Genomic DNA, 26,826 nt, shown 5'->3' on the forward strand with positions numbered 1-26,826 from the left:
CAGTCGCTCTTGTGTCCGGGCTTGAACAGCTGCCAACAGAGCAAACATCCCTACCTCGCCGACTGCGCGATATAGCCGATGAACAACCGGAACAGGTCCGAGTTGCTGGAGATTTCCAGGCGCTGGTAGATGTTGTGCTTGTGGACCTTCACGGTGCCTTCGGAGATGCCCAGCAGGTGGGCGATGGAGGCGTTGCTGTGGCCTTGCAGGATGAGCTTGGCGATGTAGCGCTGGGCGTCGGTCAGCTGGCCGAGGGCACCGACGAAGGCGCTTTCCAGGTGACTGTCCGCATCGGAGGGTGCCACCTCGCGTGGCAGTTGGCGGCCGTGCAGTTCCAGGGCGGCGCTGATCAGCGGGGCCAGCAGTTGCAGATGGGCGACTTCGGCGCTGTCGAAGGGGCCGTGTTCCTGCGCCTTCATCAGGCTGAACACCAGCGCGGTACGCGCCTGCAGGTGGACGATATAGCCGATCTCGTCGATCTGTGTGCCGTGTGTGGACGACACGCAGGGGTGCAAGTCGGGGGAAATGGCGAAGCCGGAGGAAAAGAAGCTATCCGGGGCCAGTTCGCTCATCCGCCACAGACCGCCGGGGTGGAGGTTCATGCTCGCGACGTAGAAGGGGTCGAGCAGGTAGCCGCCACGGCAGTAGGCGTCCAGGGTGCGGGCGGCGACCTGGTCGTTGTAGCCGTTGTGCAGCAGTTCGGCAGGGCGGTCGAAACGAAACAGGTAGAGGCAGCTCATGTCGAAGCTGACCTTGCCGTCCAGCAGCGCGCAGAGGCAATGCCCCAGTTTGGCGCTACCGACGGCGGCGATCAGTTGCGCCACGGCGTGGGCGTCTTGGCTATTCATCTCGGCGCTCCTGTACAAGGGCGCCAAGACGGATAGCGCTCTCGGGTCGGCTCACTGATGCTGCGCAGCAGGGTTGAACGGGGCCTGTTCGGCGGCATCCTCGCTGGCCAACTCGTGGGCCTTGAGTACGGTCAGCCAGCATACCAGAAGCACTCCAACAGGCCGCTGGCGATCTTGCCAACAATCAGCCACCTGCGCCATGTAGTCGTCTTCCATGAGGGCAAGGAGCGACTATGGCCTCAACGGGTACATTGCCTACCTCTTCCAACCCCCACGGCCGGGGGGAGGAGGGAGGGGCCTGGCGGCGGCGCGCGGTCGAAACCGGAACACAGGCCACGCCTCCAGGACACCGGGAGCAATGCTGGGCGATGCTCAGCCGAACAAGGGGCGCAGGTGATCATTGAGGAAGTAGCCGTTCGGGTCCACGCTACGGCGCAACTGCCGGAACGCTTCGGCCTTGGGGAACCAGCGATCCACGTCGTCGCGCTGGGTGAAGTGCAGCTTGCCCCAATGCGGGCGGGAGCCGTACTGCCGCAGGATGTCGTCGACGTCCTTGAGAAACGGCCAGTAGTCCACACCATTGGGGCCCCCGGAACACGAGATAGTCACGCTGTCCTGGTTGTGGAAAGGACTGATCCATGCAGGGTCTCCCTTCGTGAAGCGGTACTCGACGGGGTAGATGCAGTTCGGGTGCTTGGTCAACACCAGGTCTCGGATTTCGCGCAGAGCCTGTTTGCCATGTTGCGCCGGGACGGCATATTCAAGCTCATGGAAGTTTGCCACATAGTGGATGGCGAACACTTCCGAGCTGTACGCGATTTTCTCGTGCTCGTCCTCGTAGAACGTGCGCTCGTCTGTCATGTCCATGACCTTGACCTCGCAGACGTCGAAATCCTTGTTGCTGCGCGAGACCTTCTGCGTGTCCGGAAGGCAGTACAGATGGCGGCTTTCCGACGTGGGGCACCAGAAAAAGCCAAAGTGCCGATGCCTGGAGGCAAGTTCGTCGTACCGTTCCATAAGCGACTCGAAGTCTTCGCGCCACACACGATCGTGCAGCCAGTAAGCGTCGCTCACCTGCAGCGTCATCTCCGAGATGACACCGAACATGCCGATGTTCACCTGCGTCGCATGGAGCAGATCCAGGTTGTCCGTGTCAGAGACCTCCATCACGGAGCCGTCTGGGCGAATGATCCTCATCCCGACAACTTGCGACGAAAGATTGCCCAGCGTCGTACCCGTGCCGTGGGTGCCGGTGGCCAGAGCCCCGGCGATTGCCTGCGAGTCGATGTCGCCCTGGTTCGTCAGCGAATAGCCCGCCTCCTTCAAAAAGCGGGTGATCGTGTTCAGCTTGGTGCCGGCCTTGACCGAGACACGCTTGCGTTGCTGATCGAGATGCGTAATGCCCTGGTAGTCCTGCAAGGACAGCAGCAAACCGCTGGTCGCCACGACCGGCGTGAACGAGTGCCCGGAGCCGGCGCAGCGGACCGATTTGCCCTGGCTGGTCGCTGCGTGGACCAGTGCCGAGATTTCGTCCTCGCTTTTGGGCGATGCCATGTGCGCTGCCACGAACGACTGATTTCCCACCCAGTTGCGCCAGTGCCCGCCACGTGGAAGTTCCATGTGTTTCTCCTTACAGATGAATGGCCTAAAAATCGTTATCGACGAACAAGTGGGTGCCATTGACGAAGCTGGATTCGTCAGGCGCCGGGAACTGCGCGCTGCTGGCCTTTCTACCTGCCAGGCGCTCCGATGTGTTCGCCATGCTCATGCGCTATTCAGGCTGGTGATGGTCGCGGTAGAGGAGTGGGTGTTTTCAAACGGCATCAAATGCAGTTTCTTGTGGCGATTCACGAGGTAATACAGCACGCTCGGAATGATCAACGCGGGCAGCCACGAGATGTCCGTGCCGACGATGTGATCGATAGGACCCTTGTAGAAGGACAGTTCCATGAACGGAATCTGCACCACGATGGTGAAGGCGTAGATGAGCAGGGTATTCCAGTTCACCTTGCCGTAGATGCCATTGACGTCGTACATCGCCGCCACGCTGTAGCGGCCCTTGCGGATCAGGTAATAGTCCGCCAGGTTGATCGCGCTCCAGGGCACCAGCACATATACCTGGCCGATCAGGATGTCGCTGAAGTACGCACTGAAGTTATATTGAGCCGCGATGGCGATCCAGGTCACGATGGTGGCGACGACGGCCATGATGATGAACTTGGTTAGCAGGCTGATCCGCGACGTGCCGTTGAAGCCGGTAAAGATCGTGGTGGTGGACATGTACGAGCTGTACAGGTTCATTACGTTCCACTCCAGCACCCCGATGATGATCACGTAGTACGCCAGATGCTCGTACCCGGGGAACAGCTTGGCGATGGCGCTGCCGGGATCGGTGGTGACGTCCATTGCGGTGGCGGCCATGACGGCGCCCAGCAACATGAGTAGCGTGGAACCCACCACGATACCCAGATAGCTGTACCAGAACGTCGATCGCGTGGATATGGAGGTTGGCAGGTAGCGCGAGTAATCGGCCACGTAAGGGCCGAAGCCCAGCGTCCAGGAAGCGGCTTGGGTCACCACCAGGCAGAAGGTGGCGAACTTGAAGGTGCCTGCCGATAGCATCCATACACCGTCCGGCAGGCCGCGTTGCAGCACGGCGTAGGCGGCCAGGGCGAAAACGATGCTCGAAATGGCGCTCATCCAGGCGCCAATCCTGTGAATCAGCTCATAACCCACAAAGCCGACGACCAGCGTGAGAACTCCGAACAGGATGATTGCGTTGTTGTCCGAGACCGGCACCACTGCCTTGATGGAATCTCGCATCACCACGCCATTGGCCGCCGTGAACAGAATGTAGGCCAGCACCACGATGGCCAGCGGTAGGCCGGCGCCGATCACGCCGAACTGCGCCCGGCTCTGGATCATTTGCGGAATACCCAGGTGCGGGCCTTGTGCGGAGTGCGCCGCCATGAAGATGGAGCCGATCAGGTTGCCCAGGATCAACCCGATGAAGGTCCAGCCAAGATCCAGCCCCGCCACCACGCCCAGCGCGCCGATCACCATGGTGGTGACTTGCATGTTGGCACTGCACCAGATGGTGAACAGCCGTTTGGCTGAACCATAACGTTCATTCTCGGGAATGAACTCGACGCTTCTGTTTTCGATTTCCATGTATTACTCCGTCTCGCCAAGGGTGTTGTAGGTTCTTGTCTTTGGCAGTTCAGGTGTTCGAGAGTCGCGTGTTGTTATTCAGTGCTCGCGCGGCTCGGGCCGGTCAGGCCGCGGTGTAGGCGTTGTCGACGAACAGGTGGGCGCCGTTGACGAAGCTGGCGTCGTCGCTGGCCAGGAACAGCGCCGCCGAGGCCACCTCGCGCGGGTCGCACAGGCGGCCCTGCATGGCGCGCAGCGCCTCGTCGGAAACCTCGGTGCCGAATTCGCGCAGCAGGTCCAGTTCGCGGCGGCCGTGGGCGGTGCCGATGAAGCCCGGGCAGATGGCGTTGCTGCGGATGTTGCGGTCGCGGAACTCCACCGAGATCGCCCGGGCGAACATGTGGCAGGCGCCCTTGGTGGTGCAGTACAGGACCTCCATGGGAGTGCCGACCACGCCGGAGATGGACGAGGTGCAGATGATGCTGCCGCCGCCGGCCTCGATCATCTTCGGCAGCACGGCGCGGGTCACCAGGAACATGCTCTTCACGTTGATGTTCATCAGCCGGTCCCAGTCGCTCTCGCGGGTTTCCAGGAAGGGCCCGACGTGGATGGTGCCGGCGTGGTTCATCAGCACGGTGATGGCGCCGAAGCGTTCTTCCACCTGGGCCACCGCGCGCTCGACCTGCTCGGCGACGGAGACGTCGGTGGGCACGAACAGGGCCGTGCCGCCGGCGGCGTTGATCCGCTCGGCCACGGCCTTGCCGTCGCTGTGCGGCAGGTCGAACAAGGCGACCTTGGCGCCTTCGCGGGCGAAGAGTTCGGACGCGGCCAGGCCGCAGCCGCCCGCGCCGCCGGTGATCAGCGCCACTTTGCCGTTCAGTCGTCCCATGGGTATCTCCTGCTTGTTGTTGGTGTGGGATTGCCGTGGGGTTCCACGCTAGGGACGGGCCTTGTGGGTGTCCATATGCCGGCGGATATACGCTGGCCTATCTATTTGTTTTTAAAGAAATAAAAGTCGTTTTTCCGATGAGCGGGAAGCGCTATGCGGGGAGGGCGGCGGCGCTGCGTTGTGGCCGTCGCTGTCGGGCCTGGTCAAGGAAGCGGCGCGCTGGAACAACTGTCCGGCAGCGCACGTGAACTAGCTTGGCTTCGCGCAATGCGGCCCTGGCTGGCGGCATTGGGCTCGGACATGACAAGAACAACGAAGAAGGCCTCAGGATGACAACGACAAGAACGCAAATCCGCAATGGCGAGCTCGCGCAAGGCTTCAAGCCGCGGCACGTCACCATGCTTTCCATCGCCGGCGTGATCGGCGCGGGATTGTTCGTAGGCTCGGGGCACGCCATCGCGGCTGCCGGCCCCGCCGCCATAGTGGCTTATGTGCTCGCCGGCACCCTGGTGGTGCTGGTCATGCGCATGCTGGGGGAAATGGCCGTGGCCAGCCCCGACACCGGTTCCTTCTCCACCTATGCCGACCAGGCCATCGGCCGCTGGGCCGGCTTCACCATCGGCTGGCTGTACTGGTGGTTCTGGGTGCTGGTGATCCCCATCGAGGCGATCGCCGCCGGGGTGGTGCTGAACAACTGGTTCCCGCAGGTGGAGTCCTGGTTCTTCGCCCTGGCGATGACCGTGCTGCTGACCCTGACCAACCTGTTCAGCGTGGCCAAGTACGGCGAGTTCGAGTTCTGGTTCGCCATGCTCAAGGTGATCGCCATCGTGCTGTTCATCGCCCTGGGCGCCGTGGCCCTGGCCGGCGGCCTGCCGGGCCGCGAGGTGAGCGGCCTTTCGCAGCTGATGGCGAGCAACGGTGGCTTCATGCCCAATGGCTGGACGGCGATCATCGGCGCGCTGCTGACCACCATGTTCAGCTTCCTCGGCACCGAGGCGGTGACCATCGCCGCCGCCGAGTCGGGCAACCCGGCGAAGAACATCGCCAAGGCCACCCGCTCGGTGATCTGGCGCATCTGCGTGTTCTACCTGCTGTCGATCTTCGTGATCATTTCCGTGGTGCCCTGGAACGACCCGCTGCTGCCGGTGCAGGGTTCCTACCAGCGCGCGCTGGAGGTGATGCACATCCCCTACGCGAAGTTCCTGGTGGACATGGTGGTGCTGGTGGCGGTGGCCAGCTGCCTGAACTCGTCGATCTACATCTCCTCGCGGATGATCTTCTCCCTGGCCAGGCGCTCCGACGCACCGGCCTTCATCCGTCGCACCTCGGCAGCCGGCGTGCCGCGGGCGGCGGTGATCGCCAGCACCGTCATCGGCATGCTGACCACGGCGGTGAACTTCTTCGCCCCGGCCCAGGTGTTCGCCTTCCTGCTGGCCAGCTCCGGCTCCATCGCGCTGCTGGTGTACCTGGTCATCGCCTTCTCGCAGCTGCGCATGCGCTCGATCCTGCAGCGGCGCAACGCCGAGATCGCCTTCAAGATGTGGCTGTTCCCCTGGCTGACCTGGGCGGTGATCGGCTTCATCGTGTTTGCCCTGGGCGTGATGTTCGTGATGCCGGAGCACCGCCTGGAGGTGACTTCCACCCTGGCGCTGGCAGTGGTCATCCTGCTGCTCGGCAACCTCACCGCGCGCCGGCACGCCACGGCGGCCGCGCGTTCCGGCACGGTGGAGCAGGGCGCCTGAGGCCCGCGTAGAAAGCGACGGGAGGCCGGGGCCGGCCTCCCGTCGTCGCGTCAGTGCACAGTGGATTGGGACAGCTTGCTGCGAGCCGAGAGGAGGGTGGCGAAGATGATCAGCGCCGCCCCCAGCAGCATGCGCAGCGAGGGTTGCTCGCCGAACAGCAGCCAGGCGCAGGCGATGGCGTAGACCGGCTCCAGCGCGATGATCATGCCCGCGCTGCGGGCTTCCAGCGCATCCAGACTCTTGACGAACAGGTACTGCGCCAGGCCCGTGCAGAAGATGCCCAGCAGCGCCAGGTAGACCCAGTCCGCCGGCAGCAGCGCATGGTGGGCGAGGTGCGTCAGGGCGAAGGGCGAAACCAGCACGGCGACGGTCAGGTTCTGCCAGAAGGCCACTTGCATGGCGTCCATGCCGCGCGTGGCGCGCCGGTTGGCGATCGCCAGCAGGGCGAACGACAGGCCCGAGCCCAGGCCCCAGAGCAGGCCCAGGGTGCCCTGGTCCGCCAGGTCGAACGACGGCACCACCAGCACCAGCCCCGCCGTGGCCATCAGCAGCAGGCAGGCTTCGCCGAAGCCGATCCGCTCGCGGAACACCGCCAGGTCCAGCAGGGCGATGAAGGCCGGGAAGCTGGCGAAACCGAGGGTCGCGACCGCGACGCCGCCGACCTTGACCGCGATGAAGAAGCTTACCCAGTGCGAAGTCAGCAGCGCCCCGGTCAGCGCCAGCACGCCGATCTTGCGCCAACCCAGGCCACGCAGCAGCGGGCGCCGCTGCAACTGGGCGACGGCGCCCAGGGCGACGATGGCGAAGGCGGCGCGGCCGTAGGTGATGACGCTGGCGTCGGCCTGGATCAAGGCGCCGAGGATGCCGGTCAGGCCGAACAGTACGGCGGCGACGTGGGCCACCAGCAGGGCGTTGCGGTGCGCCGAGGCGCAAGTTGTGTGGGGGAGGTCGGATGTAAGCATGGCAGTGATTCTTCAAAAATGGTGTGCGCGCCGCTGCGCCGTGCGCAACGGTTGGGTGTCTGGTCGAGAAGGTTGTGTGTGGTGAGCGGCACGGGCCGACACCGACGGCGATGCAGCATTGAGAAGCTCTTCCGTGAGCCGTGCTGTTCGTTCGCCGCCCTGGATGGGTGGCGCCCCCGGCGCCGGGCGGCGCAGGGGGCTGTACTGCGGGTCAGGTCAGGATTTTACCGCGGGTCTCACGAAGCATCGATCCAGATGGTCTTCAGCTCGGTGTACTGGTCGTGGGCCCAGATCGACTTGTCGCGCCCGCCGAAGCCGGACTCCTTGTAGCCGCCGAAGGGCGTCGAGGCGTCGCCTTCGCCGAAGCAGTTGACGGTGACGATGCCCGCGCGGATTTCCCGGGCCAGGCGCAGGGCGTTGCGCAGGCTGCCGGTGTAGGCCGAGGCGGCCAGGCCGTAGACGGTGTCGTTGGCCAGGTCGATGGCGCCGTCGATGTCGGTGAAGGGCGTGACCGACAGCACCGGGCCGAAGATCTCCTCGCGGAACAGCCGGCTCTGCGGTTCGACGTCGTCGACCACGGTGGGCTCGACGAAGATGTCGCCCTGGGTCTGGCCGCCATAGACGAAGTCCAGGCGCTCGTTGCGGGCCTGCTCGATGTACGAGCGCACCTTCTCGAAGTGGGCCTTGCTGACCAGGGCGCCGAGGCGGTTGTCCGGGTCCAGCGGGTCGCCCATCTTCCAGTCGCGCATGTGCACGCCGATGCGTTCGAGCAGGGCGTCCTTGATGTCGGCGTGGACGATCAGGCGCGAGGACGCCGAGCAGTTCTCGCCCATGTTCCAGAAGGCGCCGTTGACCACGTGCTGGGCGACCTGGTCGAGGTCTTCCACGTCGTTCATCACCACCGCCGGGTTCTTGCCGCCGCACTCCAGCACCACGCGCTTGAGGTTGGACTCGGCGGCGTACTTGAGGAACAGCCGGCCGGTCTCGGTGGATCCGGTGAAGCTGACCATGGCCACGTCCGGGTGGCGGCCGATGGGCTCGCCGGCCTCGCGGCCGCCGCCGGGCACCACGTTGAACACCCCGGCGGGGATGCCGGCCTGGTGCGCCAGCTCGGCGACGCGCAGGGCGGTGAGGGTGGTTTCCCGGGCCGGCTTGACCACGATGGAGCAGCCGGCGGCCAGCGACGGGCCGATCTTCCAGGCCAGCATCAGCAGCGGGAAGTTCCACGGCAGCACCAGGCCGACCACGCCGATGGGCTCGCGCACCACCATGGTCACGGCGCCGGAGCCGACCGGCGCGGTGCTGTCGTAGATCTTGTCGATCAGCTCGGCGTGCCAGCGCAGGGTGTGGATGGTCTCCGGCACGTCGATGTTCTGGCATTCGCGCACCGGCTTGCCGCTGTCCAGGCTCTCCATCACCGCCAGTTCGTGGGCGTGGTCTTCGAGCAGCTGGGCGAAGCGCTGCATGACCGCCTTGCGCTCGCCGGGGGAGCGCTTGCTCCAGCGGCCGTCTTCGAAGGCCAGGCGGGCGCTGGCCACGGCCAGGTTGACGTCTTCGGCGTCGCAGGCGGCGATGTTGGCTAGCAGCTCGCCGGTGGCCGGGTTGCTGCTGGCGAAGGTGCGGCCGGAGACGGCGTCACGGAAGCCGCCGTCGATGAAGGCCTGGGTGGGGAAGCGCAGTTCGGCGGCGATGGCGGCGTATTGCGCCTTGCTCAGCAATTCAGCCATTGTGGGTGCCCTCGGTGATCTGCGCGACTTCGCGCTTGAGTACGGCGACGATCTCTTTCAGTTCGGCCTTTTCGGCCTCGGTCAGGCCCTTGAGCGGGGCGCGCACGCCGCCGCTGCGCAGGCCGGCCAGCTCGCAGCCGTACTTGATCGACTGGACGAACTTGCCGCCTTCCAGGAAGTCCATCAGCGGCATCATCGCCGCCATGATGCGGCGGCCCTTGGCGAAGTCGTTCTCGACCACGCAGGCCTGGTACAGGGCGACGTGCTCGCCGGGGATGAAGTTGGAACCGGCGCAGACCCAGCTGCGCGCGCCCCAGGCGAAGAATTCCAGGGCCTGGTCGTCCCAGCCGCAGGACAGCGCGATGCGCGGGTGCTTGCAGGCCAGGCGGTGCAGCTGGCCGGTGGAGCCGGAGCTTTCCTTGATGGCGACGATGTTCTTGCAGCCGGCGACGGCGGCGAAGAATTCCTCGCCCATGTCCACGCCCATGCGCGCCGGGTAGTTGTACAGCATGATCGGCAGGTCGGCGGCGGCGTCGACGGCCAGCACGTGGTCGGCGATCTCCTGCTGGGTGGGCAGGGCATAGGGCGGCGAGCCGACCAGCAGGGCGTCGGCCTTGATCTCTTTCGCCGCCTTGGCGTAGGCCACCGAGTCCTCGGTGCGGATGGCGCCGGTGCCGACGATCAGCGGCAGGCGGCCGTTGATCACGTCCCTGGCCCTGGCCGCCAGGTCGAAGCGCTCCTGGGCGGTGTGGGCGTAGTACTCGCCGGTGGAGCCGCCGATGATGATGCCGTGGACCTTCGAGGCGATCAGGTATTCCAGCACTTCGGCGAAGGCCGGATGGTCGATCTGGCCGTCGGCCGCCAGGGGGGTGATGGCGGGGGTGTAGATGCCTTCGAATTGCATGATGCGTTCTCCAGTGGGGTCGTGGTGGTCGGCCGCCGCGCCCAGCGGCGCGGCGGCCCTTGATCAGGTGAGCGAAGCCGCCTGCTGCAGGTTGAGCGAGCGGGTTTCCGGGGCCAGCGCCCAGGCGAACAGCAGGCCGACCAGGGTGACGATGGCCGCGGCGTACATGGTCTGGGCGATGCCCAGGCTGTCCAGGGACAGGGGGACGAGGTAGGTGCCGACCGCGGCGCCGACCCGCGACAGCGAGGTGCCCACGCCGACCGCGCAGGCGCGGATCTCGGTGGGGAACAGCTCGTTCGGGTAGACCAGTTGCAGCACCTGGGCGCCGCCGATGAACAGGGCGTAGGCGCCGAACAGCGCGAGGATCACGGCTTCGGAGGAAGCGTGGAAGGCGCCGAGGCCGAGCAGCGCCAGGCCGGACCAAAGGAAGCTGTAGATCAGCATGCTGCGCCGGCCGATGACGTTGATCAGGCGGGTGGCGATGATGCAGCCCACCACGAACAGCAGGGTGATGGCTTCCGAGCCGAAGGAGGCCCAGTTACCCTGGAGGTTCAGCGCCAGCAGCACCTTGGGCGCGAAGGCGTAGACGGCGAACACCGGGATCACCGAGCAGGTCCAGAACATGCTGACGAACAGCATGCGTTTGCCGTAGCCGGAGTGCAGCAGGTTCCACACCGAGAGCTTCTTCTGCCTGGGCTGCTCGGGCAGGTTCTGCAGCGAGAAGCGCGGCCCGTAGACGCTCTTGATGACCTGCTCGGCCTCGGCTGCGCGGCCCTTGCCCAGCAGCCAGCGCGGCGATTCGGGGGTGCCCAGGCGAACCAGGAACAGGGCCGCGCCTATCACCGCGGCGCTGGCCAGCACCAGGCGCCAGGCGTCGTCGCCGCCGTGCTTGAGCAGGGAATTGCCGACCATGTAGGCCAGCGCGGCGCCGGCGAACCAGAGGATGGTCAGGGTCGCCAGGCGCGGGCCGCGGTGCTTCTTCGGCAGGAACTCCACCAGCAGGGAGGTGGCGACGGGGTATTCGATGCCCACGCCGATGCCGATGAGCAGGCGCAGCAGGAACAGCGCCAGGGCCGACTCCACCCAGTACTGCGCCAGCGAACTGAGGATGAACAGCACCGGGCCGACGAAGAAGATGCGCTTGCGCCCGAAGTGGTCGGTCAGCCAGCCGCCGATGAAGCCGCCGAAGAAAATGCCGATCAGCGCCGCGGCGGCGATCATGCCCTGCCAGAGGGTGCTCAGGCCCAGGGCGGCGGTCATCTGCACCATGGATACGCCGATGATGCTGAGCACGTAGCCGTCGACGAAGGAGCCGCCGCCGGAGCGGATCGTCAGCAATTTGTGAAAGCCATTGAGGGGTACGTCTTCGATCGAGGTGTCGTTGATTGTCATTGTTTTCTCCTGACTCTAAGAGCGGCCGGATGTTTTCAGGCTGAGCGAACCCGCAGGGCCGAAGAAGAGTCTTCAGCCCTGGTGGCTCGAAAAGCCGCCGAAACTGGCAGTCGGTCGGGGCCGACGTCCTGGGAGGCGCCTGCGGCGCCAAGCCTCCTACGTGATCAGCTTTCCTTGCCTGCCCGGTATTGACCCCACTTCAGGTTGAGGTTCACGCCCAGGGACAGGAAGGGTTCGGGCGGATTGGCATTGGGGCCGGGGGAGCGCAGCAGGAAGTCGATCAGCTCGTTCCGCTCGCCAGCCAGCCAATCGGCCAGGAGTTTTCCGGTGACGGTGCCGCGGGTCACGCCCAGGCCGTTGCAGCACAGTGCACCGTAGACGTTGGGGGCCAGCTCGCCGAAGTACCCGTTGTGGTTGCGGGACAGGGCCAGGGCGCCGCCCCAGGTGTATTCGAAGCCGACGTCGGGCAGCATCGGGAAGCGCGCGTCGAACGAGGCCTGGTGGCGGCTGACGAAGCGCTCCAGGTACTTGGCGTTGCTGCGCCCGTCCGGGTTGAAACTGAAACTGTTGCGGATCAGCAGGCGGTTGTCGGGCGTGCGGCGCACGGTGGTGCCGAACGGGTCCGCCGGGATGACGCCCCAGTAGGGCTTGCCACCGAGGCGGGCCTGCTCCTCGGCGGTCAGCGGCCGGGTGATGCTGGCGTAGGTGAAGACCGGCAGCATCTTGCCCTTGAGGAAGCCGAAGCTCATGCCGAAGGCGTTGTTGGTCAGCACCAGCTTGTCGGCGACGATGGCGCCGTTGGCGTGGCTGAGGACGATCTTCTCGCCGTACTCCACCTCTGTGATGGGGGTGTGCTCGTACAGGGTCACGTTGTTCGGCAGCGAGTCGGCCAGGCCCTTGACCAGCGCGGAGGGCTGGATGAGCACGGTGCCGGGGGTGAACAGAGCCTGGCGGTAGAAGTGGGTGCCGATGTGCGCGGGGAGGTCGGCGGCCTCGATCATCTCGTAGGCCTGGCCGAGCTTGTCGAGGCCGCGGCGGTAGGCCTCGAGCACGGCGATGCCGCGGTCCTCGATCGCCGCCTGGTACTTGCCGCAGGCCTTCATCTGGCAGTCGATGCCATGGCGCTCCACCAGTTCCGTCAGCTGGGACTGGCCGGCGAGGTTGAGCTTCAGGGCGATCCTGGCGGTGGCGATGTCGCCGATGTAGTCGTCGGCGCCGATGTCGTGGGGCAGGTCGATGGCGAAGCCGGCATTGCGCCCGGAGGTGCCGAAGCCCACTTCCTGGGCCTCGACCAGCACGATCTCCTCATCGGGAAAGTTCAGCGCCAGCTGGCGCGCCGCGGCCAGCCCGGTGAAGCCGGCGCCCACGACCACCCAGCGGGCGGCGCTCTTGCCATGGTGGGCCGGCTTGGGCTGCCGCGACCTGCTCAGGTGATACCAGCCACAGGTCGAATCGTCGGAAGGCAAGTGCGTCACTTTCATCATTTCAGGGACCTGACTCTTATTGTTTGTGCCTGTTAACCATCCCTTGCGTGAAATGACTCACTGTCGTGCGAGAACACCGGCGCTCGGGTTACTACCTAGAACTCAATAGACAAGTGCCACCTCGACCCCCACCGGGGCCGCGTATTCGGCCATGCGCCGGCGCGACAGCTCGAAGTGCGCCCGGACGATGTCGGCCGCGGCATCGGGGTCGCGCCGCTCGATGGCCTGGATCATCTGCTCATGCTGTTCGCAGGCGACTTCCAGGTCCTGCTGCATGTCGTCGGTGGTGGGGTGGCGGTAGAAGATCTTGCCCAGGCGCGCATGGTCGATCAGCAGCCGGCGCAGGCTGGGCATCAGGTAATCGTTGTGGGCCATCTTGCCGATCTCGAGGTGGAACTCGTCGTTGTAGAAGACGCGAGCCTCGACATCCTTTTCTTCGATGGCCTTGCGGAATCTCCGCTGGATGTCCTTCAGCGCCTCGATCTCGGCGGCGGACGCATGGGTGGCCGCCAACTGCGTGGTGGCGATGTAGATCAGCGGCGCGGCAAGGAAGAAGCTGTGCAGCGATTCGTGGCTCATGGACGCCACGCGCGGCGCGCGGTTGGCTTCCAGCTCGATGTAGCCCTCGGCGGCTATCTGGCGTAGCAGTTCCCGCACCGGTGGCCGTGAAAGGCCGAACTCGTCGCACAGGGCGAGTTCGTCAACGACCGCGCCGGGAGCCAGTTCCATGCTCAGAATCCGCCGACGCAGCGTATCGGCCAGCACCACCTTGCGGTCGAGCGGGGCGTCGATGCTGGATTGGTCGACTTCGATCTGGGCCTTCATGGGAGCCTTTCTGCTTGTCATGGTTTGTGTCTACAGTTTGTATAACGACTATAAAAGCCTGTTAGACAATATGTCTACAGGAATTTTTCGTACGACCTCGGACGCGACAAACGGCTGTTCCACCGCTCCCCGCCAGGCCTTCGCCACGGGCTGGCGACCAGGTGGGGCGGCTGTGGTGAGCCTGGGAGCGCAGGCGGTATCGCCGAGGAGGCGTCTGGAAAGGGACTGCTCAGGCAGCGCCGGGCCGTCCATCCGGGGGTATTTCACCATACTTCGCCCAAGAGGCCGGTTCCGCGTGGCCAGGGCGGGCTGCAGGGGATGTCGGTGGGGCTCCCATTTGGAAAAAGAACGCCCTTATCGCTGGAAGCGACCTCGGCATATCCGTTAACGACAAATAGCGCTGTCCGTATCGGCGCTCTAGTTGATTGAAATCCAAGGGGAAATGCGAGGAACTCGGTATTCTTTGTGAATTTATTGGGTATACACAAAGAATACAAAGCGATTGACCAGCCTTGGGACCCGTGCGAGTCTCCGCTCCATCAGCCATTTGCTACTACTTGGCTAGCGCTGGAGGCCTACGGTGAGAAGCGGCAAAAACAGTCTCTACGATGACTTGAAGCGGCAGATCCTGACCATGGAACTGGACCCCGACCAGGTATTGGACGAAGTCGGTCTCAGCGAGCGCTACGGGCTTTCCCGCACCCCGGTCAGGGAAGTGTTCCGCCGCCTGGCGGGCGAGGGCTACCTGGACATCCAGGAGAACCGCGGGGCGCGGGTGGCGCCGATGAATCACTCGACGCTGCGCAACTTCTTCCTGGTGGCGCCGATGATCTACGCCGCCATCGGCCGCCTCGCCGTGCAGAACTTCAAGCCCGGCCAGTTGCTGGCGCTCAAGGACACCCAGGAGCGTTTCCGCAAGGCCAGCCTTTCCCGGGACCCGATGGCCATGGTGGTGGAGAACAATCGCTTCCACGAAATCATGGGCGAAATGTCCGGCAACCCATACCTGGAGCCCAGCCTCGGCCGCCTGCTGATCGACCACGCGAGAATCGGACATACGTTCTTCCGTCCGCGCAACGAGGAAATGGAGCGGCACCTGGGCCTGGCAGTGGAACACCACGACGCCTTCATCGAGGCCTTTGCCCGGCATGACGAGACCGCCGTGGTGGACCTGGTCTTCGAGCACTGGGAACTGTCGCGCGGAAACATGGAGATCTTCATTGCCCCGCAAGGCCTGAAGGCCGATGCCTGGGCCGACAGCCCCGGCAACTGGTAGCGGGGAGGTCCATTGCGGGAGCGCTCGAAGTGACGCTCGGCCTGTACTGGCGAGCCGCATCGCACGCAAGAGAGCGCCCCAATTGGAGAAATGAATAGCAAGGAACGCCGACCGGCTCGCTTGCGAGCCGGTCGAGTGGGTGCGTGCGCCCGCTTGCTGGCAACGAATGCATTCGGCGCATGCGCGCCGGCTGCCATAAGAAACGGGCCGCCACAGGGTGGGCTCAAACAGCACCAAGCAGCAGAGGAAGAACCATGAAAAAGTTGTGGAAGACGCTATGCGCCGTGGCGGTAGTCGGCATGACCATGTTCCAGGCCCATGCCGAGGAAAAGGTCATCAACATGGGCACGCTGTCCTGGGAAGACCTGACGCCCATCACCGGTATCACCAAGAAGGTCCTGGAAGATTCCGGCTATACGGTGAAGGTCACCTCGTTCTCGGAATGGGGTATCGCCTATGCCGCCCTGAGCAAGGGTGACATCCAGATCCTCGCCTCGCAGATCGACTATGTTGCGCAGGACTACTGGAACAAGAACAAGAACCGCCTGGAAAAGCTCTCGCCCGTTTCCCATGGGCTCTACCAGGCGGTTGCCGTGCCCAAGTACGTGACCATCGACTCGATGGAGCAGCTCAACGAGAACGCCGACAAGTTCGGCAACAAGATCGTCGGCATCGAGCCCGGCTCCGGCCTGATGAGCGACGCGGCCAAGGCCGTCGGCGACTACGGGCTGAAGCTGAACCTGCTCGAAGGCAGCTCCGCGGCCATGACCGCCGCCCTCAAGTCGGCCATCGACCGCAAGGAGTGGATCGCCGTGACCATCTGGGAGCCGTCCTGGATGTTCCAGAAGTTCGACCTGAAGTTCCTCAAGGACCCCAAGGGCTCCTTCGCCCCGCCGCAAGGCTACTACTGGATAGCCCACAAGGGGTTCTCGGCGGAAGACCCGCACGCGCGTGAAGTCATCGCCAGCGTCTATGTCCCCCTGGCGGACATCACCGCGATCAATGGCGAAGTGAAGGACGGCAAGTCGATGGACCAGGCCGTGAAGGACTGGACCGACAAGCATGCGGACCTGCTCAAGCGCTGGGAGAACATCAAGAAGTACTGAGCTCCATCTGAATTGCCGCTGCCTACTCGATATTAATAATTAGACCAGAGTGCTCTGGTTCAAGGGTGCGAAATGAATACCTTGAGTAATGACGTCGACGACGTACTGGTGAGTTGCCAGTCGGTCTGGAAAATCTTCGGTGACAACGCTTCCGCCGCCATGAAGGCGTACCTGGAGCGGGGTCTGACCAAGAAACAGATCCTGCAGGATTTCAGCTGTGTCGTTGGCGTGTCCGATGTGAGCCTGAAGGTCCGCCGTGGCGAGATCTTCTGCATCATGGGACTTTCGGGTAGCGGCAAGTCGACGCTGATTCGCCTGCTCAACAAGCTGATCACGCCGAGCGCCGGCCAGGTTCTGGTCAAGGGCCAGGACCTGGCCAAGCTGGACGCGGCGGCCTTGCGTGAAGTACGGGCCAAGCACATCGGCATGGTGTTCCAGAGCGTGGCGTTGCTGCCCCACCGCACGGTGCTGGAGAACGCCGCCTTCGGCCTGGAGGTGCAAGGCGTCGCCAAGGCCCAGCGGCAGCGGGTGGCCGAGCAGGCGCTGGCCAAGGTCGGTCTTTCCGACTGGGCGTCGCGCTATCCCTCCGAGCTTTCGGGGGGCATGCAGCAGCGCGTCGGCCTGGCCCGCGCCATCGCCGCGGACCCGGAAATCATCCTCATGGACGAGCCCTTCAGCGCGCTGGACCCGCTGATCCGCCGCCAGCTGCAGGACGAGTTCCGCCAGCTCACCAAATCCCTCGGCAAGTCCGCGGTATTCATCACCCACGACCTGGAAGAGGCCATCCGCATCGGCGACCGCATCGCCATCATGAAGGACGGGGTGATCATCCAGGAGGGCACCGCCGAGGAAATCGTGCTGAAGCCGGCGGATGCCTATGTGGCCGACTTCGTCGCCGGCATCTCGCGGTTGCACCTGGTCAAGGCCCATTCGGTGATGACCCCAGTCGATGCCTACCGGGCGGCCCATCCCGCCGTCGACCTCGGCAAGCTCAACACCGCCTCCCCGCAGGCCGACCTGGACGAGTTGATCAACCTGATGGTGCGTTCCGAGCGCGACGCGGTGGTGGTCGTCGACCAGGGCGAGATGCTCGGGGTGATCACCCAGCGTGACCTGCTGCGCGGAGTCCAGGGGGCTCCGGACGAGTCCCAGGACGCTCGTTCGGGGGCGCTGCTGGAGGCTTCGCGATGAACATTGCAGACTTCGCCGCCGGCTTCGATGCGACGGTCGACTCGGCCCTGGAATGGGTCTCGGACAACGGCGCGTCGGCCTTCGATCTCATCAACGACGCACTCAAGGGGCTCTACGAGGCCGTCCTGTGGGTGCTCAACCTGGCGCCCTTCTACGTGGTGGCGCTGGTCATCGGCGTACTGGCCTGGCGGCTCGCCGCCAATCTGCGCTTCGGCGTGCTCTCGGCCCTCACGCTGGTCTTCTGCGCGGTCATGGGTCTGTGGGGCGAGACCATGAGCACGCTCGCCCTGGTCCTCACCGCCACCACCCTGGCGCTGCTGGTGGGCGTGCCCGCCGGCGTGGCCGCGGGGCTGTTGCCGGCGCTGGACAAGGTGGTCGAGCCGGTGCTGGACCTGATCCAGACGTTGCCGCCCTACATCTACCTGCTGCCGGCGATCGCGCTGCTCGGCTATGGGCCGGCGACGGCCATGGTGGCGACCTTCATCGTCGCCGTGCCGCCGGTGTTCCGCCTGACCTCGCTGGGTATCCGCATGACGCCCAAGGAGTTCATCGAACTGGGCCAGGCCAGCGGCACCAACGGCTGGCAGCTGTTCTTCAAGATCCGCCTGCCGTTCGCCCTGCCGAGCATCATGACCGGCGTGAACCAGAGCCTGATGATGGCCTTCGGCATGGTGGTGATCGCCGGCATCGTCGGTTCCGGTGGGCTCGGGGAGTCGATCTACGGTGCCATCCGCACCCTCGATATCGCCAAGTCGATCGACGCGGCGATCGCCATCGTCATCCTGACCTTGATCCTCGACCGCCTGGCGCAGAGCGCCTCGCGCATCGGACGGGAGGCTAGCCATGAGTCTCGCTGAAATGACCTTTTCCCCGGGCCGCTACCTCGCCCCGGCGGTGGACTGGCTGAACGCCAACCTGCACCCGCTGTTCGCGGCTATCAGCAAGGTGATAGAGGCCGTGCTGGGCGGCGTGGAGGGCGCGCTGCTGGCCACCCCCGCCTATGTGCTCATCGCCGTGGTGGCCGTGCTGGCGTACTTCCTCATCAACCTTCGCGCGGCGCTGCTGTCGGTCTTCATGCTCGGCTTCTGCCTGGTCTCGGGGCTGTGGACGGCATCGATGCAGACCATCGCGCTGGTCTCGGTCGCGGTGCTGATCTCGGTGGCCATCGCCTTCCCGCTGGGCATCCTGGCTTCGCGGGTGAAGCGCCTGGACGCCGCCGTGCGCCCGCTGCTCAACATCATGCAGACGGTGCCGCCGTGGGTGTACCTGATCCCCGCGGTGATCATCTTCAGCCTGGGCAAGGTGCCGGCGATCATCGCCACCATCGTCTACGGCATTCCGCCGATGATGCGGCTCACCACCCTGGCCTTCAACCAGATCCCCAAGGACCTGCTCGAACTGGGCCAGGCCATGGGCGCCAAGCCGCGGGACATCCTCTTCAAGATCGAGATTCCCACCGCCACACCGACGCTGATGGTCGGGCTCAACCAGTGCATCCTGCTGTCCCTGGCCATGGTGGTGCTGGCCGGCCTGGTCGGCGCCGGCGGGCTGGGCGCGGAAGTGACCCGCGGCCTGACGCGCATGGAAATGGGCCTGGGCCTGCGCGCCGGGCTGGCTATCGTCGCCGTCGCCCTGCTGCTGGACCGCCTGTCGCGCGGGGCGCTGCAGCGTCGCACCGTGCGCAGGATGGCCTGAGGAGAGATAGCGTGCGCCATTCGTTCTTCTGCATCGATTCCCATGCCTGCGGCAACCCGGTGCGGGTCGTCGCCGGTGGCGCTCCGCTGATGCCCCACCTGGGCATGGCCGAGCGGCGCGAACTGTTCGTGCGCGAGCACGACTGGGTGCGCAAGGCCCTGATGTTCGAGCCCCGGGGGCACGACGTGATGTCCGGGGCGATCATCTACCCCTCGGTGCGCAGCGACTGCGATTTCGCCGTACTGTTCATCGAGGTCAGTGGCTGTCTGCCGATGTGCGGGGCCGGCACCATCGGCCTTTCCACCGTGGTGATCGAGGAAGGCCTGGTCGTGCCCCGCACACCGGGAAGGCTGGCGATCGAGACCCCGGCCGGCAAGGTGGAGGTCGAGTACACCCAGGTCGGCGACAAGGTCGAGTCGGTGCGCCTGTTCAACGTGCCGAGCTACCTGCACCAGGCTGACGTGGAAGTCGAAGTGCCGGGGCTGGGCCGCCTGGTCGTCGACATCGCCTACGGCGGCAACTACTACGCGGTCGTCGAGCCGCAAGGGAACTGGCCGGGCCTGGATGGCCTGTCCTCATCCGAGATCGTCTCCCACAGCCGCAATCTGCGCGCCGCCCTGGCCGGCATCTGCGATCCGGTGCATCCCGAGGATGGCCGGATTCGTGGCGTCCACCACGCGATCTGGTGCGATACGGGCCGCAGCGGCGAATCCGATGGCCGCTGCGTGGTGTTCTATGGCGACAAGGCCATCGACCGCTCCCCCGGCGGCACGGGCACCTCCGCCCGCATGGCGCAGTTGCATGGCAAGGGCCGGCTTGCGGTGGGCGACAGCTACCGTAGCGAAAGCCTGATCGGGACTGTCTACAATGGGCGGATCGAAGCTCCCGCCCGGGTGGGCGCCTACCAGGGCATACTGCCCAGCGTCGCCGGCTGGGCGCAGGTGACGGGGCACAACACGATTTTCGTCGATGACCGCGACCCGTTGGCCCACGGCTTCCAGGTCGCTTGAACGGTGCGCGGGGGTTTCCCTCGCCTGATATGAACGCCAGTTGGTAGAGATAGAGATTGGTCGCGAGAAGGCAATTCAGCGGCGCCCTGCAGGGGCAGAACCTCCGCTTCATCGAAGAGAAGAAGAACGAGCCGGGACGCCAGGCGCGGGTGGGCTTCGTCCTGCTCGAGCATTTCTCCCTGCCGGCCTTCACCCAGGCCCTGGATACCCTGGTCACCGCCAACCTGATCCGCGCCGGGGCCTTCGTCACACGGACCTTCAGCCTGGACGGCGAGTCGGTGGCGAGCGACCTGGGCCTGGTCATCTGCCCGAACGCGGCGCTGGAGAGCCGGCACCTGCAGGAGCTGGACCTGCTGGTGATCTGCGGCGGATTGCGCACGCCGCTGCGTCCCCACCCGGCGCTCACTCACCTGCTGCATGCCGCGGACGAGAAGGGCGTGGCCCTGGCGGGGCTGTGGAACGGCGCCTGGTTCCTCGGTCAGGCCGGCCTGCTCGACGGCTACAAGTGCGCGATCCACCCGGAGCACCGCGCCGCGCTGGCGGAAACCGCCCGGGAAAGCCTGGTGACCAGCGAGAGCTACATGGTCGACCGCAATCGCCTGACCGCGGCGAGCCCGACCGGTGCCTTCAACCTGGTGCTGGAGTGGATCAACAAGCAGCACGGCCGCGCGCTGGTGGACGCCATCGTCGACATCCTCGCCTTCGAGGAGTCCCGCTACCGGAGGACGCGCCCGACGCTGCACGAGAAGATGAGCCAGCCGCTGCGCGACGCCATCAACCTGATGAGTGCCAACATCGAGGAGCCGCTGAGCCAGGACCAGATTTCCCAGTACGTCGGCCGCTCCAAGCGACAGATCGAACGGCTGTTCCGCGAACAGCTCGGCACCACGCCGGTACGCTACTACCTGGAGCTGCGCATCACCGAAAGCCGCCGCCTGCTGCAGCATTCGGACCTGCCGATCCTCGACGTGGGGGTTGCCTGCGGCTTCGTATCGCCCAGCCATTTCAGCAAGTGCTACGCATCGTTCTATGGCTACTCACCCTCCAGGGAGGTGCGCTATGGGTGTGTCAGGTCAATAAAGTAATGAACGGCCGAGAAGCCTTGGAAACGCCGATGCATTCGCATTATCCCTGAATCATCCCTGAATCATCCCTGAATCATCCCTGATAAGTACCGTGGCTTTGCGGCGGGTGCGCCGAAGTTGGATACCGGAGCCTGTCGCGACGAAACTTCCAGGGTGCTTTCCATCTGCCATCAATATTTCCCATACAGCGAATCCGATCATGGATCGATCCCGAGGTCGCCCCATGCGTCGGTCGAGAAGAGTTGCCGCGCGCATGAAAATCAAACAGAAACTGACATTGGCGTTCGCCTTTATTGCAGGCTTCCCCATCGCTCTCGTGGCGATACTGGTCATTCTCAACCTGCGTGACAAAGCCAGGGACGATTTTCTCGACGGTAGCAGCCGGGAGATTCGCCAGGTGAGCAACGCCATGAAAATATTCTTCCAGGGGATCGACCAGAATGTGGACTACCTGGCGGCGCAACCCTTGATTGCGGATACAGGCGGCAACCTGAACAAGTACTTGAATTCGAGCACGGACGCCGTTGCGCTTGGTGAACACGACAAGCAGCTGCTTGAATTCTTCACTCGGCTGGCGAGCACTCACCCTGAGTACGCTTATGTGTCTTATGGCGTGAGCGACGGTGGCTATGTTTCCTGGCCTGCCGGACAGAAGTTTTCCAACTATGACCCGCGCCGGCGGCCCTGGTATGAATTGGCCATGGCCAACCCCGGCAAGACCGTGCGTACGGGCGCTTATACCTGGGCGGCCGACAACGCCGTCTTGATCAGCACGGTGCGGGCCGTGACGAATCGGCTGGGGCAGGTGGGCGGCGTCGTGAATATCGATGTATCCCTCAAGGGCCTCACGGAAATCGTCAGGAACATCAAGCTCGGTGAAAGCGGCTATCTGATGCTGGTCGAGCAGGGCGGCAACGTGATGGTCGACCCCCATGATGCCGGCCACAACTTCAAGCAACTGTCCAGCCTTGGCAATGGCTATGCCGAGCTCGCCAGGACGGCCCGAGGTTTCGTCGAGGTCAGTATCGATGGCGAACGCTACATGGCCAATGTCCATCCGGACGAGAAATTGGGATGGACTTTCATCGGGTTGATTCGTCATGACGAGGTGATGCAGGAGACCACTCATCTTGCCTGGCTGATCGGCCTGATCGCGGTGATTCTGGCGGCCACCTTCGCCGTCATAGGCGCGGCCTTCGCCAAACTCATCGTCCGCCCGATCAACGGCGTGGCCAGCGGCCTGGAGGACATCGCCCAGGGGGAAGGCGATCTGACCCGTCGATTGCAGGTCCGTGGCCGCGACGAAACCGCGCTGTTGGCCGACTGGTTCAACCAGTTCCTCGAGGCTATCCGGGGCCTGATCCAGCACATCGGCGTGGCTGCCGGCAATATCCTCGGCACGTCGAGCCGCTCGACCCGGGTTTCCAACGACATGGCCGAGGCCGCCAGCCGCCAGCGCGAGGCCGTGGACATGGTTTCCACCGCGTTCCACGAGATGGTTGCCACTGCCAACGAGGTCGCCCGTTCTTGCAGCCAGGCTGCCCAGTCGGCCGACAATGGACAGCAGCAGGCTCGCGAAGGCCAGCACCAGATCGATGCGGCGGTGCAAAGTGTCGATCGCCTGAGCCATGAGATCGAACAGTCGGCGCTGTCGATTCAGCAGCTGGAGCGCGACAGCAACGCCATCCAGTCGATTCTCGGCACCATTCGCTCGATCGCCGAACAGACCAACCTGCTGGCCCTGAATGCCGCCATCGAGGCCGCCCGGGCCGGCGACCAGGGCCGTGGCTTTGCGGTGGTCGCCGATGAGGTCCGGGCGCTGGCCAAGCGCACCGCCGACTCGACGGCCGAGATTGACGGTCTGTTGGGGAACCTGGCGACACGCACGGCCCAGGTTGCCGATCAGATGCACGCCAGCCTCGAGGTATCCCAGCAGTCGGTCAGCCGTATCGGCTTGGCCCGTGATAGCTTCGGCCAGATCCGCGAGTCGGTGGACATCATCCGTGACATGAACACCCAGATTGCCACCGCCGCCGAAGAACAGCACCAAGTGGCCGAGGACATCAATCGCCATATCAGCCAGATCCATGGGGACGCTCAATTGGTGGCAGAGCTGGCGCATGCCGCACGCCAGGATTCCGAGAGCCTGGCCGGCCTTTCCAGCGAACTGGATGCCTTGGTGCGACGTTTTCGCACATGACCGTTGACTGCTGATCGGGTTTCGGCGGTGCAGGCAGCCGCCGAACCCGGCCGTCCGGCCCAGCGCCCGGCGCTACCCGCACCCGGGGCGTACCCAGGCCAGCCAGCGTGCGTTCGATACGGATGGCCGGGCTACTCTGTGATATTCCTGGATAGCCATCTCCTTTCAATCGGCCCTGCGGTGACCCTGTATGCCGGTTCAACCTTCCGCGCCGTTCTCGATCCTCGTCCTGGTGTTCCCGCACTACAACCTGGCGGCCACCACGGCCTTCATCGACCCGTTCCGCGCCGCCAACTACCTGAGCGGCCACACCCATTTCCACTGGGAGGTGGTGTCGATGAACGGCGGGCCGGTGGTGGCGAGCAATGCCATGAGCACCGACACCCGGGCGCTGGCCCAGGTGCAGGGCGTGCCCGACCTGGTGATGCTGTCTTCCAGCTGGAACCCGGAGACGCTGCACAGCCCGGCGCTGAGCGCGGCGCTGCGACTGTGGGCAAGGGAAGGGGTGGTGCTCGGCGCGCTGGACACCGGTGTCTACCTACTGGCCGAGGCCGGGCTGCTCAACGGCAAGCGCGCCACCGGGCACTACGAGCACATCGATTCGCTGAAGGAGCTGTATCCGGAGGTGGAGATCTGCGAAGACATGCTGGTGATGGACGGCAAGCGCATCACCTGCTGCGGCGGCGCTGCGTCCACCGACTGCGCGCTGCACGTCATCCGCTCGCTGCACGGCGACACCCTGGCCAACGAAACCGCGCGCTACCTGTTCCACGAGCGCCTGCGCCCGCTGGGCACGCAGCAGAACCCGGAGACGCCGCAGCCGCTGGGCAACACCGTGCCGGACCTGGTCAAGCAGGCCATCCGCATCATGGAGCAGAATCTGGAGGAGGCCGTGCCGATCCCGGACATCTGCGAGCGCATCGGCATCTCCCAGCGCCAGCTCGACCGCCTGTTCAACCAGATCGTGCAGAAGAGCCCGGCGCTGTACTACCGCGACATCCGCCTGGACCGCGCGCGCTGCCTGGTGACCCAGACCGACATGTCGCTGATGGAGATCGCCGTGGCCTCGGGCTTCGCCAACCAGTCGCACTTCAGCCGCATCTACCGCGAGCGCTTCGGCCTGACGCCGCGCCGCGACCGCCTCGACGGCCGCATTCCCTTCGAGTTCCGGGCCTGGCCGATGCACCAGGTCACGCCCTGACGCCTTTCCCCCAAAGCCACTGCTGACACCCTGCAACCCGCCCCGCGCGGGCGGCGGGAGCCTGCGCGCCCGGCCCAGGGCGGTCGCAAACAGGACGTTCATATCCAAAAGCGACCATGGCCAAAAACGAAAAAAACGCGGCGAATCCTGCACATTTCCCCCGCCCCGCGACGACCACTATCGGCCCCGAGACAAGAACACAAACCCAGGAATTTCCTGTACCGGAAGGCCGCTGATATGTCTGAAGTCATCTCCAAAGTACAACTCCAGAACATCGCCCGGGGCTACCACCCGGACCCGCTGATCTCCCAGTCGCTGCGCGCGGACGCCTACGTCGACCCGCAATGGTTCCGCCTGGACCAGCAGCAGATCATCGCCAAGTCCTGGCAGTGGGTCTGCCACGTGGAAAAGGTCCGCGAGCCGGGCACCTACACCACTGCGGAAATCGCCGGCAACCCCATCGCCGTGGTGCGCGACCACGACGGCGAGCTGCGGGCCTTCTACAACGTCTGCAAGCACCGCGCGCACCCGGTGCTCAGCGGCGAGGGCAAGGTCAACCGCATCATCTGCCCCTACCACTCCTGGTGCTACGGCCTGGACGGCCAGCTCAGCGGCGCGCCCCACGTCGGCGGCCTGAAGGAGTTCGACAAGGGCGAGATCCACCTCAGCCCCGTGCAGGTCGAGGAGTTCTGCGGCTTCATCTTCGTCAACCTCGACCCCGCCGCGCGGCCGCTGCGCGAGCAGTCCGGCGAGTTGCAGGAGGAGATCCTGCACTGGGCGCCGGACATCGCCAACCTGACCTTCGGCCACCGCCTGACCTACGCCATCAAGTCCAACTGGAAGAACGTCGTCGACAACTTCCTGGAGTGCTACCACTGCCCGACGGCGCACAAGGACTTCTGCACCCTGGTGGACATGAGCACCTACAAGGTGCGCACCCACGGCATCTACTCCAGCCACATGGCCGAGGCCGGCCAGGGCCAGAACAGCGCCTACGACACCTCCCAGGCCAAGGTGCGCACCCACGCGGTGTGGTGGCTGTGGCCCAACACCTGCCTGATGCGCTACCCGGGGCGCAGCTCGATGATCGTGCTGCACATCATCCCGGCCGGCCCCGACCTGACCTACGAGACCTACGACTTCTTCCTCGAAACGCCCGAGGCGAACGAGATGGAGAAGGAAGCCATCCGCTACCTCGACGAAGTGCTGCAGGTGGAGGACATCGCCCTGGTGGAGAACGTCCAGCGCGGCATGCGCACGCCGGCCTTCGAGCAGGGACGCATCGTCACCGACCCCAACGGCTCGGGCAAGTCCGAGCACGCGCTGCACCACTTCCATGGCCTGGTGCTGGGCGCGTATGAACAGGGAGTCGAGGCATGAGCGGCGCGCTGCAAGGGAAGGTCGCCTTCGTCACCGGCGGCCTGGGCGGGATCGGCCGCGCCATCTGCGCGCGCTTCGTCAGGGAAGGCGCCACGGTGTTCGCCGCCGACCTGAAGGAGTCCGCGGCCGTGCCGGGCACGACCTTCGTCCCGCTCGACGTCAGCTCGCAGGAGAGCGTGCGCCAGGCCATGGCGACGGTGCAGGCGCGGGCCGGCAAGCTCGACGTCCTGGTCAACGCCGCCGGCATCGAGATCGAGAAGACCATCGAGCAGACCAGCCTGGAAGACTGGAACCGCATCTTCGCGGTGAACGTCACCGGCACCTTTCTGGTCTCGAAATTCGCCCTGCCGCTGCTACGCGACAGCGGCGCGGCGAGCATCGTCAACTTCGGCTCCTACGACGGCTTCATCGCCGACCCGGGGCTGGCCGCCTACTGCGCCACCAAGGGCGCGGTGCACGCGCTGACCCGCGCCATGGCCTGCGACCACGGCCCCGAGGGCATCCGCGTCAACGCCGTCTGCCCCGGCTACGTGGACACCCCGATGCTGCGCAGCTTCTTCCGCGACCACGGCGACATCCAGAGCCTGGAAGCGGCCGTGCGCGACGTGCACCCGCTGCGCCGCTACGGCACCCCGGAGGACGTCGCCAACCTGGTGAACTGGCTCGCCGGTGACGAAGCCCGCTACGCCTCCGGGCAGCTGTGGGTGCTCGATGGCGGGCTGACCGCCCAAGTCCAACAAATGAAACTGTGAGAGCGAC

22 protein-coding genes and 1 pseudogene are annotated in these 26,826 nt (G+C 65.0%); 13 read left to right on the plus strand and 10 right to left on the minus strand.

The annotated features are described in order from the left end of the window. Positions 1-50: 50 nt before the first annotated feature. The 4 genes from PcP3B5_RS13925 to PcP3B5_RS13940 form a co-directional block, all read right to left on the minus strand. The gene (locus PcP3B5_RS13925; protein ID WP_061561599.1) at positions 51-848 is read right to left on the minus strand and encodes a helix-turn-helix transcriptional regulator; all 798 of its coding nucleotides are present in this window, start codon (positions 846-848) and stop codon (positions 51-53) included. A gap of 372 nt (positions 849-1,220) precedes the next feature. Further along, positions 1,221-2,468 (minus strand): D-arabinono-1,4-lactone oxidase, encoded by a 1,248-nt coding sequence (locus PcP3B5_RS13930; protein WP_061561600.1) that lies wholly within the window; start codon positions 2,466-2,468, stop codon positions 1,221-1,223. A 144-nt stretch (positions 2,469-2,612) separates the two neighbouring features. Beyond that, positions 2,613-4,019 (minus strand): purine-cytosine permease family protein, encoded by a 1,407-nt coding sequence (locus PcP3B5_RS13935; protein WP_061561601.1) that lies wholly within the window; start codon positions 4,017-4,019, stop codon positions 2,613-2,615. A gap of 103 nt (positions 4,020-4,122) precedes the next feature. Next, on the minus strand, positions 4,123-4,887 hold the full coding sequence (locus PcP3B5_RS13940) for an SDR family NAD(P)-dependent oxidoreductase (protein WP_061561602.1): 765 nt from the start codon (positions 4,885-4,887) through the stop codon (positions 4,123-4,125). A gap of 329 nt (positions 4,888-5,216) precedes the next feature. Between PcP3B5_RS13940 and gabP the strand changes: the two genes are divergently transcribed. After that, positions 5,217-6,629, plus strand: a complete 1,413-nt coding sequence (gene gabP, locus PcP3B5_RS13945; protein WP_061561603.1) for a GABA permease — start codon at positions 5,217-5,219, stop codon at positions 6,627-6,629. Between the two features lie 50 nt (positions 6,630-6,679). Here the strand turns inward: gabP and PcP3B5_RS13950 are convergent, their stop codons facing one another. The 6 genes from PcP3B5_RS13950 to PcP3B5_RS13975 all read right to left on the minus strand — a co-directional run bounded on the left by PcP3B5_RS13950 (position 6,680) and on the right by PcP3B5_RS13975 (position 13,923). Next, on the minus strand, positions 6,680-7,591 hold the full coding sequence (locus PcP3B5_RS13950) for a DMT family transporter (RefSeq protein WP_009620104.1): 912 nt from the start codon (positions 7,589-7,591) through the stop codon (positions 6,680-6,682). 236 nt (positions 7,592-7,827) lie between these two features. Next, a complete protein-coding gene (locus PcP3B5_RS13955) occupies positions 7,828-9,318 on the minus strand; it encodes an aldehyde dehydrogenase (RefSeq protein ID WP_043273797.1) in 1,491 nt (496 codons plus the stop codon). Next, positions 9,311-10,222 carry a dihydrodipicolinate synthase family protein gene (locus PcP3B5_RS13960; protein ID WP_061561604.1) on the minus strand — a complete coding sequence of 304 codons (912 nt, stop codon included), beginning with the start codon at positions 10,220-10,222 and terminating at the stop codon, positions 9,311-9,313. Before PcP3B5_RS13960 ends, PcP3B5_RS13955 begins: the two co-directional genes overlap by 8 nt. 63 nt (positions 10,223-10,285) lie before the next feature. Next, entirely contained in the window at positions 10,286-11,614 is a 1,329-nt protein-coding gene (locus tag PcP3B5_RS13965; protein ID WP_061561605.1) for an MFS transporter, read from the minus strand. Positions 11,615-11,778: 164 nt separating this feature from the next. Further along, positions 11,779-13,098, minus strand: a complete 1,320-nt coding sequence (locus PcP3B5_RS13970; protein WP_043273801.1) for an NAD(P)/FAD-dependent oxidoreductase — start codon at positions 13,096-13,098, stop codon at positions 11,779-11,781. A 102-nt stretch (positions 13,099-13,200) separates the two neighbouring features. Then, a complete protein-coding gene (locus PcP3B5_RS13975; protein WP_061561606.1) occupies positions 13,201-13,923 on the minus strand; it encodes a GntR family transcriptional regulator in 723 nt (240 codons plus the stop codon). Between the two features lie 580 nt (positions 13,924-14,503). Here PcP3B5_RS13975 and PcP3B5_RS13980 point away from each other — a divergent pair. From PcP3B5_RS13980 to PcP3B5_RS14030, 12 genes and pseudogenes are all read left to right on the plus strand, one after another. Further along, on the plus strand, positions 14,504-15,199 hold the full coding sequence (locus tag PcP3B5_RS13980) for a GntR family transcriptional regulator (protein ID WP_043273803.1): 696 nt from the start codon (positions 14,504-14,506) through the stop codon (positions 15,197-15,199). 254 nt (positions 15,200-15,453) lie between these two features. Then, the gene (locus PcP3B5_RS13985; RefSeq protein WP_043273804.1) at positions 15,454-16,305 is read left to right on the plus strand and encodes a glycine betaine ABC transporter substrate-binding protein; all 852 of its coding nucleotides are present in this window, start codon (positions 15,454-15,456) and stop codon (positions 16,303-16,305) included. Between the two features lie 72 nt (positions 16,306-16,377). Next, positions 16,378-17,496 (plus strand): quaternary amine ABC transporter ATP-binding protein, encoded by a 1,119-nt coding sequence (locus tag PcP3B5_RS13990; protein ID WP_061561607.1) that lies wholly within the window; start codon positions 16,378-16,380, stop codon positions 17,494-17,496. Next, a complete protein-coding gene (locus tag PcP3B5_RS13995) occupies positions 17,493-18,353 on the plus strand; it encodes an ABC transporter permease (protein ID WP_043273808.1) in 861 nt (286 codons plus the stop codon). The genes PcP3B5_RS13990 and PcP3B5_RS13995 overlap by 4 nt, the downstream gene beginning before the upstream one ends. Beyond that, positions 18,340-19,191 (plus strand): ABC transporter permease, encoded by an 852-nt coding sequence (locus tag PcP3B5_RS14000; protein ID WP_043273810.1) that lies wholly within the window; start codon positions 18,340-18,342, stop codon positions 19,189-19,191. The genes PcP3B5_RS13995 and PcP3B5_RS14000 overlap by 14 nt, the downstream gene beginning before the upstream one ends. Positions 19,192-19,202: 11 nt before the next feature. Further along, entirely contained in the window at positions 19,203-20,201 is a 999-nt protein-coding gene (locus PcP3B5_RS14005) for a 4-hydroxyproline epimerase (RefSeq protein ID WP_061561608.1), read from the plus strand. 56 nt (positions 20,202-20,257) lie between these two features. Beyond that, positions 20,258-21,286 (plus strand): GlxA family transcriptional regulator, encoded by a 1,029-nt coding sequence (locus tag PcP3B5_RS14010; protein WP_043273813.1) that lies wholly within the window; start codon positions 20,258-20,260, stop codon positions 21,284-21,286. A 409-nt stretch (positions 21,287-21,695) separates the two neighbouring features. Further along, positions 21,696-22,628, plus strand: a pseudogene (locus tag PcP3B5_RS32565) (cache domain-containing protein); the annotation flags it as partial. A gap of 129 nt (positions 22,629-22,757) precedes the next feature. After that, the gene (locus tag PcP3B5_RS32570) at positions 22,758-23,486 is read left to right on the plus strand and encodes a methyl-accepting chemotaxis protein (protein WP_407733525.1); all 729 of its coding nucleotides are present in this window, start codon (positions 22,758-22,760) and stop codon (positions 23,484-23,486) included. 190 nt (positions 23,487-23,676) lie between these two features. Then, the gene (locus PcP3B5_RS14020) at positions 23,677-24,687 is read left to right on the plus strand and encodes a GlxA family transcriptional regulator (RefSeq protein WP_043273815.1); all 1,011 of its coding nucleotides are present in this window, start codon (positions 23,677-23,679) and stop codon (positions 24,685-24,687) included. A 237-nt stretch (positions 24,688-24,924) separates the two neighbouring features. Continuing rightward, positions 24,925-26,067 carry an aromatic ring-hydroxylating oxygenase subunit alpha gene (locus PcP3B5_RS14025; protein WP_043273816.1) on the plus strand — a complete coding sequence of 381 codons (1,143 nt, stop codon included), beginning with the start codon at positions 24,925-24,927 and terminating at the stop codon, positions 26,065-26,067. After that, the gene (locus PcP3B5_RS14030) at positions 26,064-26,819 is read left to right on the plus strand and encodes an SDR family NAD(P)-dependent oxidoreductase (protein ID WP_043273817.1); all 756 of its coding nucleotides are present in this window, start codon (positions 26,064-26,066) and stop codon (positions 26,817-26,819) included. Before PcP3B5_RS14025 ends, PcP3B5_RS14030 begins: the two co-directional genes overlap by 4 nt. Positions 26,820-26,826: the final 7 nt, after the last annotated feature.

It is taken from the genome of Pseudomonas citronellolis (genome assembly GCF_001586155.1).
GTDB classification, from domain to species: domain Bacteria; phylum Pseudomonadota; class Gammaproteobacteria; order Pseudomonadales; family Pseudomonadaceae; genus Pseudomonas; species Pseudomonas citronellolis.

Coding starts and splice junctions, on each gene's coding strand:
- PcP3B5_RS13925 (WP_061561599.1), bottom strand. CDS start 848: ATGAATAGCCAAGACGCCCACGCCGTGGCGCAACTGATCGCCGCCGTC.
- PcP3B5_RS13930 (WP_061561600.1), bottom strand. CDS start 2,468: ATGGAACTTCCACGTGGCGGGCACTGGCGCAACTGGGTGGGAAATCAG.
- PcP3B5_RS13935 (WP_061561601.1), bottom strand. CDS start 4,019: ATGGAAATCGAAAACAGAAGCGTCGAGTTCATTCCCGAGAATGAACGT.
- PcP3B5_RS13940 (WP_061561602.1), bottom strand. CDS start 4,887: ATGGGACGACTGAACGGCAAAGTGGCGCTGATCACCGGCGGCGCGGGC.
- gabP (WP_061561603.1), top strand. CDS start 5,217: ATGACAACGACAAGAACGCAAATCCGCAATGGCGAGCTCGCGCAAGGC.
- PcP3B5_RS13950 (WP_009620104.1), bottom strand. CDS start 7,591: ATGCTTACATCCGACCTCCCCCACACAACTTGCGCCTCGGCGCACCGC.
- PcP3B5_RS13955 (WP_043273797.1), bottom strand. CDS start 9,318: ATGGCTGAATTGCTGAGCAAGGCGCAATACGCCGCCATCGCCGCCGAA.
- PcP3B5_RS13960 (WP_061561604.1), bottom strand. CDS start 10,222: ATGCAATTCGAAGGCATCTACACCCCCGCCATCACCCCCCTGGCGGCC.
- PcP3B5_RS13965 (WP_061561605.1), bottom strand. CDS start 11,614: ATGACAATCAACGACACCTCGATCGAAGACGTACCCCTCAATGGCTTT.
- PcP3B5_RS13970 (WP_043273801.1), bottom strand. CDS start 13,098: ATGATGAAAGTGACGCACTTGCCTTCCGACGATTCGACCTGTGGCTGG.
- PcP3B5_RS13975 (WP_061561606.1), bottom strand. CDS start 13,923: ATGAAGGCCCAGATCGAAGTCGACCAATCCAGCATCGACGCCCCGCTC.
- PcP3B5_RS13985 (WP_043273804.1), top strand. CDS start 15,454: ATGAAAAAGTTGTGGAAGACGCTATGCGCCGTGGCGGTAGTCGGCATG.
- PcP3B5_RS13990 (WP_061561607.1), top strand. CDS start 16,378: ATGAATACCTTGAGTAATGACGTCGACGACGTACTGGTGAGTTGCCAG.
- PcP3B5_RS13995 (WP_043273808.1), top strand. CDS start 17,493: ATGAACATTGCAGACTTCGCCGCCGGCTTCGATGCGACGGTCGACTCG.
- PcP3B5_RS14000 (WP_043273810.1), top strand. CDS start 18,340: ATGAGTCTCGCTGAAATGACCTTTTCCCCGGGCCGCTACCTCGCCCCG.
- PcP3B5_RS32570 (WP_407733525.1), top strand. CDS start 22,758: ATGGTTTCCACCGCGTTCCACGAGATGGTTGCCACTGCCAACGAGGTC.
- PcP3B5_RS14020 (WP_043273815.1), top strand. CDS start 23,677: ATGCCGGTTCAACCTTCCGCGCCGTTCTCGATCCTCGTCCTGGTGTTC.
- PcP3B5_RS14025 (WP_043273816.1), top strand. CDS start 24,925: ATGTCTGAAGTCATCTCCAAAGTACAACTCCAGAACATCGCCCGGGGC.
- PcP3B5_RS14030 (WP_043273817.1), top strand. CDS start 26,064: ATGAGCGGCGCGCTGCAAGGGAAGGTCGCCTTCGTCACCGGCGGCCTG.